This window comes from Pseudomonas sp. E102 (genome assembly GCF_052660185.1).
Genome location: NZ_CP084025.1, coordinates 3,386,965 through 3,402,902, shown reverse-complemented (window position 1 = coordinate 3,402,902; position 15,938 = coordinate 3,386,965). Strand labels below are relative to the sequence as shown.

At 60.6% G+C, this 15,938-nt stretch carries 12 protein-coding genes and 3 tRNA genes; 8 read left to right on the top strand and 7 right to left on the bottom strand.

Annotated elements, in window-relative coordinates; translation table 11 throughout:
* Positions 1-17: 17 nt before the first annotated feature.
* Positions 18-500: a hypothetical protein gene (locus tag DOCECA_RS15515; RefSeq protein WP_445570770.1), complete on the bottom strand. Its 483-nt coding sequence runs from the start codon at positions 498-500 to the stop codon at positions 18-20.
* A gap of 274 nt (positions 501-774) precedes the next feature.
* On the bottom strand, positions 775-999 hold the full coding sequence (locus DOCECA_RS15510; protein ID WP_249875763.1) for a hypothetical protein: 225 nt from the start codon (positions 997-999) through the stop codon (positions 775-777).
* A 901-nt stretch (positions 1,000-1,900) separates the two neighbouring features.
* Here DOCECA_RS15510 and DOCECA_RS15505 point away from each other — a divergent pair.
* Positions 1,901-2,224 carry a hypothetical protein gene (locus tag DOCECA_RS15505; protein ID WP_080942569.1) on the top strand — a complete coding sequence of 108 codons (324 nt, stop codon included), beginning with the start codon at positions 1,901-1,903 and terminating at the stop codon, positions 2,222-2,224.
* A 175-nt stretch (positions 2,225-2,399) separates the two neighbouring features.
* Positions 2,400-3,782: a DNA recombination protein RmuC gene (rmuC, locus tag DOCECA_RS15500; RefSeq protein WP_445572173.1), complete on the top strand. Its 1,383-nt coding sequence runs from the start codon at positions 2,400-2,402 to the stop codon at positions 3,780-3,782.
* Positions 3,783-3,856: 74 nt separating this feature from the next.
* Here rmuC and DOCECA_RS15495 read toward each other — a convergent pair whose 3' ends face one another.
* The gene (locus DOCECA_RS15495) at positions 3,857-7,327 is read right to left on the bottom strand and encodes a hybrid sensor histidine kinase/response regulator (protein ID WP_445570769.1); all 3,471 of its coding nucleotides are present in this window, start codon (positions 7,325-7,327) and stop codon (positions 3,857-3,859) included.
* 244 nt (positions 7,328-7,571) lie between these two features.
* Positions 7,572-8,111, bottom strand: a complete 540-nt coding sequence (locus tag DOCECA_RS15490; protein ID WP_420767880.1) for a TetR/AcrR family transcriptional regulator — start codon at positions 8,109-8,111, stop codon at positions 7,572-7,574.
* Positions 8,112-8,214: 103 nt separating this feature from the next.
* On the opposite strand from DOCECA_RS15490, the gene DOCECA_RS15485 reads away from it, so the two are divergent.
* The 3 genes from DOCECA_RS15485 to DOCECA_RS15475 all read left to right on the top strand — a co-directional run bounded on the left by DOCECA_RS15485 (position 8,215) and on the right by DOCECA_RS15475 (position 12,772).
* Positions 8,215-9,408, top strand: a complete 1,194-nt coding sequence (locus DOCECA_RS15485; RefSeq protein ID WP_445570768.1) for an MFS transporter — start codon at positions 8,215-8,217, stop codon at positions 9,406-9,408.
* A 103-nt stretch (positions 9,409-9,511) separates the two neighbouring features.
* A complete protein-coding gene (locus DOCECA_RS15480) occupies positions 9,512-10,672 on the top strand; it encodes a TDT family transporter (protein ID WP_434701690.1) in 1,161 nt (386 codons plus the stop codon).
* A 225-nt stretch (positions 10,673-10,897) separates the two neighbouring features.
* Positions 10,898-12,772: an MFS transporter gene (locus DOCECA_RS15475; protein ID WP_420767877.1), complete on the top strand. Its 1,875-nt coding sequence runs from the start codon at positions 10,898-10,900 to the stop codon at positions 12,770-12,772.
* A gap of 106 nt (positions 12,773-12,878) precedes the next feature.
* Here the strand turns inward: DOCECA_RS15475 and sugE are convergent, their stop codons facing one another.
* The 3 genes from sugE to rdgC form a co-directional block, all read right to left on the bottom strand.
* Positions 12,879-13,193: a quaternary ammonium compound efflux SMR transporter SugE gene (gene sugE / locus DOCECA_RS15470; RefSeq protein WP_420767876.1), complete on the bottom strand. Its 315-nt coding sequence runs from the start codon at positions 13,191-13,193 to the stop codon at positions 12,879-12,881.
* Positions 13,194-13,309: 116 nt separating this feature from the next.
* Complete coding sequence (locus tag DOCECA_RS15465) at positions 13,310-14,275, bottom strand: bile acid:sodium symporter family protein (RefSeq protein WP_420767875.1); 966 nt, start codon at positions 14,273-14,275, stop codon at positions 13,310-13,312.
* Positions 14,276-14,416: 141 nt separating this feature from the next.
* Entirely contained in the window at positions 14,417-15,337 is a 921-nt protein-coding gene (rdgC, locus tag DOCECA_RS15460; protein ID WP_434560149.1) for a recombination-associated protein RdgC, read from the bottom strand.
* Positions 15,338-15,497: 160 nt separating this feature from the next.
* Between rdgC and DOCECA_RS15455 the strand changes: the two genes are divergently transcribed.
* The 3 genes from DOCECA_RS15455 to DOCECA_RS15445 all read left to right on the top strand — a co-directional run bounded on the left by DOCECA_RS15455 (position 15,498) and on the right by DOCECA_RS15445 (position 15,924).
* Positions 15,498-15,573 (top strand) — tRNA-Val (locus DOCECA_RS15455).
* Between the two features lie 19 nt (positions 15,574-15,592).
* Positions 15,593-15,669: transfer RNA gene (locus DOCECA_RS15450), tRNA-Asp, on the top strand.
* A 179-nt stretch (positions 15,670-15,848) separates the two neighbouring features.
* Positions 15,849-15,924 (top strand) — tRNA-Val (locus tag DOCECA_RS15445).
* The last annotated feature ends 14 nt before the right edge of the window (positions 15,925-15,938 follow it).

Sequence of the window (15,938 nt, the reverse complement as noted above, 5' to 3'; positions counted from 1 at the left end):
AGTTTCCTTTTTTCCATTCAGCAAGCGACCTGGTTCAAGGGTGAAACACAGTTTTGCCACGCGCAGGTGAAGTCCCGCAGGCGACCAGTGGGATGAAAAACCTGGCGCCAGATGCGGGCCATGGCCAGCAAATCGTTTGAATCGGGAAGCGGGGTGGCGTGTTCCTCCACCAGCAACCAAGCGATGGCCGTGGCGTAGCGCAAATTGACGGTCAATTCCTGATGAGGGCCGCTCAGGAAAGCATGCTGGCTCGCCAGGCCTCGCACCAGGCTGGCTCGTTCCGGATCCAACGCCAGGTAATCGTCCCACAGGGCTTGATGGCGCGGTTCAGTGATGCGGTACAAGCCGTGCCCACGACGATCGTGCAACGCGGCGCCCAGGCCTGATTGACTGGCGGCGATCCCCAGCAACAGGTTTTCCGCCGTTGCGCTGTGGCTCCCCAGGTAAAGGAGCGTCGGGCGGATCACATAACGACACAGTTCGCTGGCAGCGATACCCATAAAATCCTCGAAACGGGAAATGGGCGGAGCCTGACGGTGTGGGCTTGGCAGCGGGTGGATCGGATCAGGCTCCGCCGAAGCGGATCATGCCGCTCGAGTTGAAGTGTAGTGTCATATCTGCGCTGTAAAGGCCTGTTTTTAAACCATGTTCATCGAACGGTTATGACCGTTATAGCTGTTTGTACTTAAGCCGTTGCGCTTTATCGAGAAATGCCGGGCAATAAAAAGCCCCGCGTTTTGGGCGGGGCCTTGGATGCTTCAGTGTCCTGGCGTGTCAGGCAACGAGCGCCTGACGGGTACGCTCGATGACCGCCTGCAGCGGTTCTGCGCTGGAGTACTGGTCTGGATACAAGCGTTCGCTGTGACGGGCGATGCCATGTTCGTTGACCAGCGTGAAGCTGAAGCAGCCTTTGCGAGCGGCCATGATCAGGCAGTTCATTGGAGCAAAGGCGTTGGTTAGGGTGCGGATGGCATCCTGTGTCTGGATTTGATTAGACATGTTATGGGTGTTCCTACAAATGACACGATTAAGAACCGTGCAACGTTAAAACGTTCCAGTAACGTCGACCACCATTGGTCGAACGAAGAACCCGACTGGAACAAAGCAGCCAGTTTGAGCGCTATAAAAGGGCGCGCTTGGGCTGGCAGGTAGGTACTTAGGAGGGCAGGCAACACATCGAGGGCAAAGGTTCTGGGCCCGGGGTGAAGATCCTGATCAATTTGCAGGTTGGTTCGGTCAGAATAATGAGCCTGGCGGCAGCTTCGGATTCGTTCGAAGTGCGCAGCGCGAGCATTACCTGGAAACCATCGAGGGGGGCGGTCTCTTTTTCGGCAGGCTTCCCGTGGGGATAGCTGACCGCTGAGATGTTTCCGACCCGGAATTGACTTTCAGCTTGGTACTAACGCCGCGGATACTATCGAATCAAGCCGCTTTAGGGAAGGCCGTTGGTCAGAAAAATGCCGGTGCTGCCGCTGGGGCGCGAAAGCGCGCAGCGTGTAAAAGTCTGGGATCGGGGCTTTTCCACAGGGTCTTGAGCGCCAGATGCGTCAAAAAAGCGCAGCGATATAACCACTTCAGCTGTTACTTGTACACACTCCTATGGGCCGCTGTCACCGTATTGTCATCTTTGAACAATCCGGGGCGGGTGCCTGTATCCAAAATTTAAGTCAATGAAAAACATCGCTTTTTTTTACTGGTGAAAAAATCGACAGTTTGAGCGCAGGCCCCGTTCCATAGGGCTTGCGGCGAGTTCAGGGTAGGTTGTCCACTGAGTTATCCACAGCTTCTGTGGATTGTCCCAAGCGCTTGCTCTAGAACGGGCGTGCCGGTTTTTTTCGACTTTACCCGTACGAAAAAAGGAGTAGAGTGGCGCGCCTTCCGATCTGTCCCGTAGTGCGTTATGAAGTTTCGCTCAGTATCAAATCCTGTTACCTCCGTACCCTCAGGTGTTACCCCTCCCAAGCGCATATCGATGCGAGTTGCCGAGTGGCTGCTGGACAGCCCGAGCCTGGGAGAGCGTCCCAGCGTCAAGCACCTGGCTGGACGCCTGCTCAAACAACCGGCGCGCGAAGGCGTGGTGGCCGCACAAAGTCGCCTCGGTCAGCTGATGTGCCGCGAATGCGGCAATGCACGGGACCGGCGTATTGGCCAGGACCTGCTGCGCCAGGCCGCGCGGGCCGGCGATCACCGTGCCCGCCAGGCATTGGGCGAGATCGAAGACTGAGCTGGGCAACGCCGGGTTGCTTGGTTAACCTTCGGGCTTTATCTCTTGCGCGGGAATTGTCATGGCGATGGATTTGACCAGCCTGTTGCTTGGCCTGGCAGGCGCTGCGGTGCCGCTGTTGGCACTGGCCTGGCACCTGCAACGCCAGGCAAGCGCGGCACAGACCGAGCTGGCGTTGATGGAAGAACGCCTGGCGACCGCCCACATGGCACACGATGGGTTGAATGCCCAGCTCGATGCCTGCCGCGACGAAATCAGTGACTTGGGCCAGGCCAATGCCGCCAGGCAAGCCGAGCTTGCGGCTGCGTGTCGCGAGGTCGAACTGCTGCAGATCGAGCGTGACAACGCAAGGGACGCGGCGCATGCCTGGAACCTGGAGCGTGCCAATAAGGAAGCTGAATTGCGACGCCTGGATGCCCAGGCTGCTTCGTTGCAGGCCGAATTACGCGAACAGCAGGAGAGCCATCAGCAGCGCCTGGACGATCTTCAAGGCTCGCGGGACGCATTGCGGGCCCAGTTCGCCGAGCTGGCGGGAAAAATCTTCGACGAGCGTGAACAGCGTTTCGCCGAAACCAGCCAGCAGCGCTTGGGTCAGTTGCTCGACCCACTGAAGGAACGCATCCAGTCCTTTGAAAAACGCGTCGAGGAAAGCTACCAGGCCGAGGCCCGGGAGCGATTTTCCCTGGGCAAGGAACTGGAGCGCCTGCAACAGCTGAACCTGCGCCTGAGCGATGAAGCCACCAACCTGACTCGTGCGCTCAAGGGTCAGAAGACCCAGGGCAACTGGGGCGAGTTGATCCTCGAGCGGGTCCTGGAACATGCCGGCTTGGAGAAGGGCCGCGAATACCAGACCCAGGTCAGTCTCAAGGGGCCGGATGGCGAACGGTTCCAGCCGGACGTATTGATTTATCTGCCCGGCGACAAGCAGGTGGTGGTCGATTCGAAGGTCAGCCTCACGGCCTACCAGCAATATGTGGCGGCCGAAGACAATGCCATCGGCCAGTTGGCTCTCAAACAGCACGTCGTGTCATTGCGAGCCCACGTCAAAGGCTTGGCCGGCAAGGACTACAAGCGTCTGGACGGTCTGCACAGCCTGGATTTCGTCTTGCTGTTCGTGCCGATCGAAGCGGCATTTTCCGCAGCCTTGCAAGCCGAGCCGAACCTGTTCCAGGAAGCTTTCGACCGCAACATCGTGATCGTCAGCCCGACCACGCTGCTGGCGACGCTGCGGGTGATCGACAGCTTGTGGAAGCAAGAGCGCCAGAGCCAGAACGCCCGGGAAATCGCCGAACGCGCGGGGTGGCTGTATGACAAGTTCGTCCTGTTTATCCAGGACCTGGACGAAATCGGCAGTCGCTTGCAGCAGTTGGACAAAGCCTACAGCGCCGCACGCAATAAGCTGACGGAAGGGCGCGGCAACCTGGTCAGCCGCAGCGAGCAGTTGAAACTGCTCGGCGCCAGGGCGAGCAAGAGCTTGCCTACGGAGTTGCTTGAACGGGCGATGGCGGACGTGGATGGGTTGCCAGAGGAGACCGGCGAAGAAAGCCGGGGTCAGTAACCTCCAAGGTTTGCACCGGACCCCTGTGGCGAGAGAGCTTGCTCCCTCGCCACAGGGGTTTACTTTTCCCCCTATTACAACGGCAAGTGCCGGCTCAACAACGCCCTCAGCGCCGCCGGCTTCACCGGCTTGGCCAAGTAATCCAATCCCGCCGCATGCACCTGGGCCACGGTCTCGGGCCGGCCATCGGCACTGATCACCACTCCGGGCACCGGCTCGCCCATGCGCGTGCGCAACCAGGCCATCAGTTCGGTCCCGGTTTCGCCGTCGTCCAGGTGAAAATCCACCAGCGCCAGTTGCGGCCGGCCGCCCTGGGCGAGCCAGCGCTCGCATTCTTCACGATTACGCGCCGTCCATACGCGGCACCCCCAGCGGGTCAGCAGGCTGTTCATGCCGATCAGGATGCTGTCTTCGTTATCGACACACAGCACCTGTGCGCCGCTGGGCAAATGGCCGTTGGCTTCGATCACGACAGTGGGCTCGACGGCTTGGCTACTGGCCAATGGCACGCTGACGCTGAACACGCTGCCGCGCCCTGGCCAGGAACGCACGCGCAAGGTATGGCCGAGCACGCGACACAGTCCATCGGCAATTGCCAGGCCGAGGCCGAGCCCTTTTTCGGCCCGGGTCTGATGGCTGTCCAGGCGTTTGAATTCTTCAAAGATGACCTGCAGCTTGTCTTCGGCGATCCCCGGTCCGCGGTCCCAGACCTCCAGACACAGCTCGCCGTTGCCCCGGCGCACGCCTAGCAGCACCGGGCCCTTGGCGTAGCGGAAGGCATTGGTGAGGAAGTTCTGCAGCACGCGGCGCAGCAGCTTGATGTCGCTGTCGACCCGCAGCCGCGAGCCGCGAACCCGGAATTTCAAGCCTTGCTCTCGAGCCAGCACGGTGAACTCGGCGCCGAGGGTATCGAATAGATCATTGAGGGCAAACGGCTTGCGGTCGGGGTTGATCTTGCCGTTTTCCAATCGGGAGATGTCCAGCAGGTCCGTGATCAAGTCCTCGGCCGAGCGCAACGAGCTGTCCAGATGTTGCACCAACTGCCGGGCTTCGCTCGGCAAGCCGTCGTGCTGATGGGAAAGCGCGGCGGAGAACAGGCGCGCGGCGTTGAGAGGCTGCATCAAGTCATGGCTGACGGCGGCCAGGAAGCGGGTCTTGGACTGGTACGCGGCTTCGGCCGTGCTCTTGGCTTCGGTCAGCGCGAGGTTGAGTTGCGACAGTTCGCGGGTGCGTTCGGCCACCCGCTGTTCCAGCCCTTCGTTGGCTTCGGTCAAGGCCTGTTCGGCTTCGCGGTAAGCAGTGATGTCCGTGAAACTCATGACGAAACCGCCGCCGGGCATCGGGTTGCCGATCAGCTCGATCACACGGCCGTTGGGGAACAGGCGTTCCGAGGTGTGTGCGCGGCCCTGGCGCATCCAGTGCAGGCGCCGGGCGACATGGACTTCGGCCTCGCCCGGGCCACAAAGGCCGCGCTCGGCGTTGTAGCGGATGATGTCGGCGATCGGCCGACCGACGCTGATCAAGCCGTCGGGGTAGTTGAACAGTTCCAGGTATCGACGGTTCCAGGCCACGAGCCTGAGGGACTGGTCGACCACGCTGATGCCCTGGGTGATGTTTTCGATGGCGCCTTGCAGCAGCGCTCGGTTGAATTGCAGCACTTCGGACGCTTCGTCGGCGATCCGCACGACGTCTTCCAGTTGCATCTCGCGGCCTTCGATGGCCGCTTTCACCACGGCTCGCGTCGACGACGCGCCGAGTACACCGGCCAGCAGCCGCTCGGTATGGGCGATCCATTCGCTGTCGGCGTTCTGGCTCGGGTTGAAGCCTTTGCCTTGGCGATAGGCAAAGCGAATGAAGCTCTGGCGCGCCCGTTCTTCGCCGACGAAGCGGGCCGCCAGCTGCAACAGATCCTCGATCTGGACCGCCAGCATCGAGCGAGGATTGGGTCGGGCGCTGATCTCCTGACCGATGAAGCGTCCAGCCTGCCAATGCTCCGACACGCGTGTGCGCGACAGGACCGAAACCCAGGCGAACAATATGAAATTGCCCGCCAGGGACAGGACGACACCTTGGGTCAGCGGCGTAATCGGCAAATCCAGCGGATTGCCATGCAGCCAGGCCAGGCCGGGGAAGCTGCTCAGTGACCAGCCCAGGCTATGGGCGGCGATCGGCAGCACCAGCGTGTAGAACCACAGGAATATGCCCATGGCGAGGCCGGCGAACACGCCGCGTCGATTCGCCTGTTTCCAGTACAGCGCGCCGATCATGGCGGGTGCCAGTTGCGTCACGGCGGCGAAGGCGATCTGGCCGATGGTGGCCAGGCTCGCGGTCGAACCCAGCAGCCGGTAGCTGACATAAGCCAATAGGAGAATCGCAACGATGCTCACCCGGCGTACCGACAGCATCCATTGGCGGAACACTTCGAAAGGACGCTCGGCGTTGTTGCGGCGCAATAGCCATGGCAGCAGCATGTCGTTGGAGACCATGGTCGACAGGGCGACACTCGCCACGATGACCATGCCGGTGGCGGCCGAGGCGCCGCCGATGAAGGCCAGCACCGCCAGCGCCGGATGCGCCTGGGCGAGTGGCAGGCTGATGACGAACGAATCCGGCAGTACCGAGCTGGGCAACATCATTTGCCCGGCGAGGGCGATCGGCACCACGAACAGGGCGGCCAGGGCCAGGTAGGCGGGGAACACCCATTTGGCCAGGCGCAGGTCCTGGGGTTCGATGTTCTCCACCACGGTGACGTGGAACTGCCGTGGCAGGCAGATGATCGCCATCATCGCCACGCCGGTTTGCACCACCATGGACGGCCAGTTGATGGTCTCCTTCCAATACTGCTCCAACCGTGGCGCGAGCATCGCCTGGTTGAACAGGTCGTCGAAGCCGTCATAAAGGCCAAACGTGACGAACGCGCCAACCGCCAGGAAGGCGAACAGCTTGACCAGCGATTCAAAGGCAATCGCCAGCACCATGCCGCGGTGGTGCTCGGTGGCGTCGAGGTTGCGAGTGCCGAAGACGATGGTGAATAGCGCCAGGATCAGCGAGACGATCAACGCAGTATCCTGCGCTCGGGTGCCCATGGCGTCGGCACCGGCGCCGATCAACAGGTTCACGCCGAGCACGATACCCTTGAGCTGCAAGGCAATGTAAGGCAGCACGCCGACCAGGCAGATCAGGGCGACCACCACTGCCAGTGATTGGGATTTGCCGTAGCGGGCGGCGATGAAGTCGGCGATGGAGGTGATGTTCTCCTGCTTGCTGATCATCACCATCTTCTGCAAGACCCACGGCGCCAGTACCAGCAGCAGGATCGGCCCGAGGTAGATCGGCAGGAATGACCAGAGCTGTTCGGCGGCCTGGCCCACGGCGCCGAAAAACGTCCAGCTGGTGCAATACACCGCCAGCGACAGGCTGTAGACCCACGCGCGCACACGTGGTGGCAGCGGTGTGCTGCGTCGGTCGCCGTAAAAGGCGATGGCAAACATGATGGCCATATAGGCCAGGGCGACAACGGCGATCAGCCCGCTGGACAGCGACATGGAAACTCCCAGACAAATACCCCCGGGCTTGGGCCCGGCAAGACAGTCTCGCACGCCCGCTCGGGTTCGTCAGTGTCGACCAAGGTCGAGGCGTGGCGGGGTGTCGCGGGTGGGATTTTTTTATGCAGCGATGTTGCCGGCCTCATCGCGAGCAAGCTCGCTCCCACAATGGCTATTTATCGAATACAAGATTTGTGGCACACCGAAATCCAATGTGGGAGCGAGCTTGCTCGCGATGGCTTTTTCACTGATCCAACGCCATATCCACCAACCGATACAGCTCCTCGACCTCCAGCGGCGCAGTGGCGAAGAGGATGCGAAACACCGTCGGCGCCACGATCACGTTCACCAACCGCTCGATCCCGGGATTCGGCTCGTCGGGATAACGATCCAGGATGATCTGCAACTGGCCGCTGATAATGCCCACGCAATACCCCGGCGTAGCGCAAGCCTGGATGTCACGCATCATATTGCGGCCAGGTTCTGAACTCATCTCGTCGAGGTACTGCTCGGCCCAGGCGCGCAGGTCGCCGCGCAGGCTGCCAGTGTTGGCCGGCTCGCTGTCCGGGCGCATGCGCGCGATGGCAACGTCGGCCAACAGCGCCGGCAGATCGCCCCAGCGCCGGTAGATGGTGGACGGCGTGACCCCGGCGCGCGCAGCGATTTGCGGCACGGTCAAGGTGGCGCGGTCCTGCTCCTGGAGCAGGGCGCGTACCGCCGAGTGAATCGACTCCTGAACCCGGGCACTTCTGCCGCCGGGGCGTAAACCTTCTTTAATAGCCATGCATCGGACCTTAACACAAAGAATTTGCTTTAAGCGCATGCCGGTAGCACACTCCGCAAAAGCAAAAAATTAGCTTTTATGAATCTCCTCGTGGAGCGTGCCCATGTCTCGTCCAGCTTCGACCCGCGCCAGTCTCATCTTCCTGGCGATCACCTTGCTCGGTTTTCTGGCGGCCTCCAGCGCGCCGACGCCGTTGTATCACCTCTACCAGGAACATCTGCAGTTCTCTCCGGCGATCCTCACGCTGATCTTCGGTGTGTATGCGTTCAGTCTGTTGGCGGCCTTGCTGGTCGTCGGCTCGTTGTCCGACTACCTCGGTCGCAGACCGGTGATCTTCGCGGCATTATTGCTCAACATGCTGGCGATGCTGCTATTCATCAATGCCGACAGTGTGGGCTGGTTGATGGGCGCGCGACTGATACAAGGCTTCGCCACCGGCATGGCCACCAGTGTGCTGGGCGCCGCGTTGCTCGACTTCGATCGCCAGCAAGGCCCCCTAGTCACTAGCGTTGCGCCCCTGCTGGGCATGGCGTGTGGCGCGATGGGGTGTGGCCTGCTGGCAGAATTTGCGCCGATGCCGTTGCAACTGACTTATTGGCTGCTGCTGGCGTTGTTTCTGGTCCAGGCGGTTTATCTCTGGCGCCTGGCCGAAAGCGTTAGCCCGCAGCCCGGGGCCTGGCGGTCGTTGCGCCCCACCTTGCATGTGCCGGTCCAGGCGCGGCGCGCGTTGTGGCTGATCCTGCCGCTGGACCTGGCGGCCTGGGCGGTCGGTGGTTTCTATCTGTCCCTGGCGCCGTCCCTGGTTCGCGCCGCCACCGGTTCGACATCGAACCTGATCGGCGGCTCGCTGGTGGCCGTGCTGACACTCAGCGGCGCATTGTCGATCTACATGTTGCGTAACCGCGCCGCGCAAATGATGCTGCGTCTTGGCGCGACGCTGCTGGTGCTTGGCCTGGCCCTGGTGTTGATGGCCGTACACGCGGCCAGCCTGCCGTTGTTTTTCATCGGCACGCTGGTGACCGGCAGCGGTTTCGGCGCGGGATTCATCGGCGCGCTGCGCAGCATCATGCCCTTGGCCTTGCCCCACGAGCGGGCTGGCTTGATGTCGGCGTTCTATGTGCTCAGCTATCTGGCCTTCAGCCTGCCATCGTTGCTGGCGGGGAATCTGACCCGTATTTTCGGCCTGATTCCGACCTCGGACGGCTACGGCGCGGTGTTGATTGTCATGGCCGCCGGCGCGCTGGTGGGCTTGTTGCGTGAACCCGCACGGCCGCTGGCGGACGGGCTTCGGCCCTGATTGCTTATCTATAGAACAGAATAGATATAGAGAAATTACCCGTTATATAGATATTCGATCCGGTTCTAGCATAGCTCCACCTCATCCGAGGAGAGGAGTGATCATGACCTGCTTTGCTGAAAACCGTTTTCGACCGCTGAGCCATTTGCCGGGGCCATTGGAGGTCGTCCGCCAATTCACGCCGAACTGGTTTGCCGCGACCATGGGCACCGGTGTGCTGGCGTTGGCCCTGGCACAACTGCCTGGGGCCAACCCTGGCGTATATGCGATTGCGCAAGGATTGTGGCTGTTCAATATCGTCCTGTTTGCCCTGTTCACCGGGCTCTACACTGCTCGCTGGGTGTTGTTCTTCGACGAGGCCCGGCGGATTTTCGGGCATTCAACCGTGTCGATGTTCTTCGGCACGATCCCGATGGGGCTGGCAACGATCATCAACGGTTTCCTGGTGTTCGGCGTACCGCGCTGGGGCGAGGGCGTGTTGTCGCTGGTCGAGGCGTTGTGGTGGACTGACGTGGCGATGTCGCTGGCCTGCGGTGTGCTGATTCCGTTCCTGATGTTCACCCGCCAGGAACACCGCATCGACCAGATGACCGCCGTGTGGCTGTTGCCCGTGGTGGCCGCCGAAGTCGCCGCCGTCAGCGGTGGCCTGCTGGCGCCGCACCTGGCTGACGTGCATTCGCAACTGATCATATTGGTCACCAGCTACATACTCTGGGCATTTTCCCTACCGGTGGCGTTCAGCATTCTGACCATCCTGGTGTTGCGCATGGCCTTGCACAAACTGCCCCACGAGAACATGGCCGCTTCGAGCTGGCTGGCCCTCGGCCCCATCGGCACCGGCGCACTGGGCATGTTGGTGCTGGGCGGCGATGCGCCGGTGATCCTTGCCGCCAATGGCCTGCCGGGCGTGGGCGAGGTTGCATCGGGCCTGGGGTTGGTCGCCGGTATCACCCTGTGGGGCTTCGGATTCTGGTGGATGTTGATGGCGCTATTGATCACCGCGCGCTATTTGCGTGAAGGCATCCCGTTCAACCTCGGCTGGTGGGGCTTCACCTTTCCCTTGGGCGTGTATGCGCTGACGACGCTGAAGCTGGCAAGCCTTCTGGACCTGGATTTCTTCAGCGTGTTCGGCTGCGGGCTGGTGGCGCTGCTGGTGGTGATGTGGCTGATCGTCAGCTGGCGCACGCTGGTCGGCGCCTGGCATGGCGAGTTGTTTGTGTCGCCGTGCCTAGTGTCCTGTACCTCAAATACTGCTCCTTCTTGACTGCGTCTGTTGTCGTCATGCAGCGTTGCTGCTCCTTGCCATAACGGGCTATGACTCGTTGCTGCGCCTTGCCTGACGACAACAGCCACTCGCCAAAAAGAAACGTATTTGCGAAACAGGACACTCTCAGTGCTGGGGAAATAATCGCCAAAGACAGGTAATGTGTGGCCTGGATCGAAAAAGCGTCATTCCAATAAGCGTCCACGCCACTCAGGAACATGGAAGATGAGTCACCCTTCACAGTTCACCTTGCTTCGCACGCGGCGCTTCCTGCCGTTCTTCGTTACGCAGTCCCTTGGCGCGTTCAACGACAACGTCTTCAAGCAATCATTGATCCTCGCCATTCTCTACAAACTGGCCATCGAGGGCGACCGCTCGATCTGGGTCAACCTTTGCGCGCTGCTGTTCATTCTGCCGTTCTTCCTGTTCTCGGCGCTGGCGGGGCAGTTTGGGGAGAAGTTCGCCAAGGACGCCTTGATCCGCCTGATCAAGCTGGGAGAAATCGCGATCATGGCGGTCGGTGCGGTGGGTTTCCTGTTCGATCACCTGTGGCTGATGCTGGTGGCGCTGTTCGCCATGGGCACCCACTCGGCGTTGTTCGGGCCGGTGAAATATTCGATCCTGCCGCAAGCCCTGCGCGAAGACGAACTGGTCGGTGGCAATGGCCTGGTGGAAATGGGTACGTTCCTGGCCATCCTGGCGGGGACCATCGGTGCGGGGATCATGATGTCTTCGGCGCACTACGCGCCGGTGGTGTCGGTGGCCATTGTCGGCATTGCCGTGGCCGGTTACCTCGCCAGTCGCGGCATCCCACGGGCGGCGGCGGCCTCGCCGCAGATGCGCTTGAACTGGAATATTTTCAGCCAATCGTGGGCGACCTTGAAGCTGGGCCTCGGGCAGACTCCGGCGGTGTCCCGCTCCATTGTCGGCAACTCTTGGTTCTGGTTCGTCGGGGCGATCTACCTGACGCAGATTCCCGCGTACGCCAAGGAATGGATGCACGGCGACGAAACCGTGGTGACCCTGATTCTCACGGTTTTTTCAGTAGGGATTGCCCTGGGTTCGATGCTCTGCGAAAGACTGTCAGGGCGCAAAGTGGAAATCGGCCTGGTGCCGTTCGGTTCGTTCGGGCTGACGGTGTTCGGCCTGCTGCTGTGGTGGCACTCCGGTGGAATCCCCGACAGCGCCGACGGCCATGGCTGGCTGCAGATTCTCGGGTTTGGCCACGCCTGGCTGGTCCTGATCGATATCCTCGGCCTGGGTATCTTTGGCGGCTTCTACATCGTGCCGCTGTATGCGCTGATCCAGTCGCGTACCGTTGAGAACGAGCGGGCGCGGGTGATCGCCGCCAACAATATTCTCAACGCCTTGTTCATGGTGGTCTCGGCGATCGTTTCCATCGTCCTGCTGAGCCTGGCCAAGCTGTCGATCCCCCAGCTGTTTTTGGTGGTGTCGCTGCTGAACATTGGCGTCAACGCCTACATCTTCAAGATCGTCCCCGAGTTCAGCATGCGCTTCATGATCTGGCTGCTCAGCCATTCCATGTACCGTGTGGAGCATCGCAACCTGGAGGCGATTCCCGATGAGGGTGCCGCGCTGCTGGTGTGCAATCACGTGTCGTTTGTCGATGCCTTGTTGATTGGCGGTGCGGTGCGTCGGCCGATTCGCTTCGTGATGTACTACAAGATCTACAACCTGCCGGTCCTGAACTTTATCTTTCGAACCGCTGGGACGATTCCGATTGCCGGACGCCAGGAAGATATTCATATCTACGAAAAGGCCTTCAGCCGCATCGCCCAATATTTGGAAAACGGCGAGTTGGTGTGCATCTTCCCTGAAGGAAAGTTGACCGCCGACGGTGAGATCAATGAATTCAGGAGCGGCTTGACGCGCATCCTTCAGGAAACGCCGGTGCCGGTGATTCCGCTGGCGTTGCAGGGGTTGTGGGGGAGTTTCTTCAGTCGCGACCCAGGTAAAGGGATGTTCCGTCGGTTCTGGTCCCGCGTGACCTTGGTGGCGGGGACGGCGGTAGCGGTCGAGTCGGCTGAGCCTGCGAAGTTGCAGGCGTTGGTGGGCGAGTTGCGTGGGGCTGTCAGGTAATAGCTGTTATTTTGCGGGCCTCTTCGCGAGCAGGCTCGCTCCCACAATGGACCGCATTCACTCGGTCGACTGTGGGAGCGAGCGTGCTCGCGAAGGCGGTGGAGGCTTAAGCGCTGGCCTTGAGCCCGATCAGCCCGGCAATGATCAACGCGACGCTGGCCAATCGGATCAGTGCCATCGATTCACCAAACAGAATGATCCCGGCGATCACCGTGCCTACGGCACCGACCCCGGTCCAGATTGCGTAGGCCGTGCCCAGCGGCAATTCCTTCATGGCAAGGCCCAGCAGGCCAAGGCTGATCGCCATGGCCGCGATGGTCAATGCGGTAGGAAGCGGGCGGCTGAAGCCGTCGGTGTATTTAAGGCCGACAGCCCAGCCGACTTCGAACAGGCCGGCAAAAAACAGAATGATCCAGGACATCACACACCTCATCGATGGATGGGGTCGTCCCCGGACAAAAACGCTATGGCGCGCAGGGTCGTCCCCGCATCGGGCGCCAGAATGCCCAATGCTGACTGTTCGGTCAAGTCCGCCTATCAGTCCGCCGTCTGCCGGGAGAGCTCTTCTCTGTCCTGCTTTTCGCTCATGCGACGGAACCAGGTCGAGAGCAGGGCGCCGGAGATGTTGTGCCAGACGCTGAACAAAGCGCTGGGCACCGCCGCCAGCGGCGAGAAGTGCGCACTGGCCAATGCCGCGCCTAGGCCGGAGTTCTGCATGCCTACTTCCAGGGACAAGGTTTTACGCTGGGCCAGTGGCAATCCAAACAGCCGACCGGTGAAATACCCCAGCAGATAACCGAAGCTGTTATGCAGGATGACGATAGCCATGATCAACAGGCCGGATTCGGCGATTTTCGCCTGGCTGGCCGCCACCACGGCGGCGACGATGATCACGATACTGACCACCGATACCAGCGGCAGGACTTCTACGGCGTGACGTACCCGCGCACCCAACAAGCGCTGGGCAACGATGCCCAAGGCAATGGGTAGCAACACGATTTGCAGGATCGACCAGAACAAGGCGGAGAACGACACCGGCAACCAGGCCGACGCCAGCAGCCAGATCAGCGCCGGGGTCAGCAAAGGGGCAAGCAGGGTGGTGATGGCGGAAATCGCCACGGCCAGCGCCAGGTCACCGCGTGCGAGCCAGGTCATGACGTTGGACGAGGTTCCACTCGGGCAGCAACCCACCAGAATGACCCCGACGGCGATTTCCGGCGGCAGGCTGAACGCTTGGCAGAGCAGCCACGCGGTGCCCGGCATGATCACGAACTGGGCAATCACGCCCAGGGCCACGCGTCCTGGACGACGAGCCACTTCGGCGAAGTCTTCCAGCTTGAGTGCCAGGCCCATGCCGAACATCACCAGTCCCAGCAGTGGCACGATGGCGACTTTCAAATCGACGAACCATTGCGGTTGCATGAACGCCAGCACCGCAAAGAACAGCACCCAATAAGCGAATGTATTGCCGACAAAGCGGCTTAACGCAGCCAACGCACGCATCACCTGATCCTTATTATTAAGAACACCAAATACTAATGTGGGAGCGAGCTTGCTCGCGATAGCGGCGTGTCAGTCAACACCTCGGTGGCTGTCATACCGCTATCGCGAGCAGGCTCGCTCCCACAGGGCAATCGTTACTTCTCAGATCCCCTGCGGAATCTCTTCCCCACCCAGCGCTTCAACCAACGCCGGCAGGAATTCGCCGAACGTCAGCATCATGAGGGTAAAGCTGGCATCCAGTTGGCCGAGGGCTTCATCGCCGCCATCCTGCTCCGCCTGGTCCTGCAACAGGTCTTCGAACTTGAGGCGCTTGACCACCATCTTGTCGTCGAGCACGAAGGACAGCTTGTCCTGCCAGGCCAGCGACAGCTGCGTCACCACCTTGCCGGTGTTCAAGTGCAGTTGGATCTCGTCACTGGTCAGGTCCTGGCGCTTGCAACGGACGATGCCACCGTCTTCATGGGTATCGCGCAGCTCACATTCGTCCAGCACGTAGAAATCGTCCGCGGCTTTCTGCGTCTTGACCCAGTCGGTCATGATCGCGGTAGGCGCTGTCTTCACTGTGAGTGGGCGTACCGGCAGTGAGCCGATGACTTCGCGCAGGGTGGAGAGCAGGTCTTCGGCACGTTTCGGGCTGGCGGAGTTGACCAGAATCAGGCCCTGTTTTGGCGCGATGGCGGCAAAGGTAGACGAGCGTCGGATAAACGCGCGAGGCAGGAACGCCTGGATGATTTCATCCTTGATCTGGTCCCGTTCCTTTTTATAGACCTTGCGCATTTGCTCGGCTTCGATCTCTTCGACCTTTTCCTTGACCGCGTCGCGCACGACGCTGCCCGGCAGGATGCGTTCTTCCTTGCGTGCGGCGATCAACAGGAAGTCCTGGCTGACGTGCACCAGGGGTGCGTCTTCGCCTTTGCCAAATGGCGCGACGAAACCGTAAGTGGTCAACTCCTGGCTCGCACAGGGGCGCGCCAGTTTGCTCGCCAGTGCAGTTTCCAACGCCTCGGCATCAAAAGGCAGATCTTGGGTCAGGCGATAGATAAGCAGGTTCTTGAACCACATGGGGTGAGTCTCTCCTTTATACAAAGGGGGGCATTATTCTCTTCGCGGCGTCATAGGCCAACCCTTCGCTAAGCCTTTGGAAGACCTGAAAAAATTAATTTAAAAAGTGCTTGCCAGGTCGGGGAGTGCTCCGTAGAATGCGCGCCACACCGAAAGTGAAGGGTGATTAGCTCAGCCGGGAGAGCGTCTGCCTTACAAGCAGAATGTCGGCGGTTCGATCCCGTCATCACCCACCATTCGCTTCCAGTGTTACGCGCAGCGGTAGTTCAGTCGGTTAGAATACCGGCCTGTCACGCCGGGGGTCGCGGGTTCGAGTCCCGTCCGCTGCGCCATATTCGGTTACCTGGAACACTGAACGCCAGGTCACCACAAAAAGCCCGCTAACGCGGGCTTTTTGCTGTTTGCAGTTCCCGCGGTGCGTGTGAATCACATTTTTTTTTTTGCTGAATTATCAATTAAATCAGCACGTTATAAAAAACTGTGAGAGAATGCGCCCCGCATCGAAAGTGAAGGGTGATTAGCTCAGCTGGGAGAGCGTCTGCCTTACAAGCAGAATGTCGGCGGTTCGATCCCGTCATCACCCACCAAACTTTCAATGTTA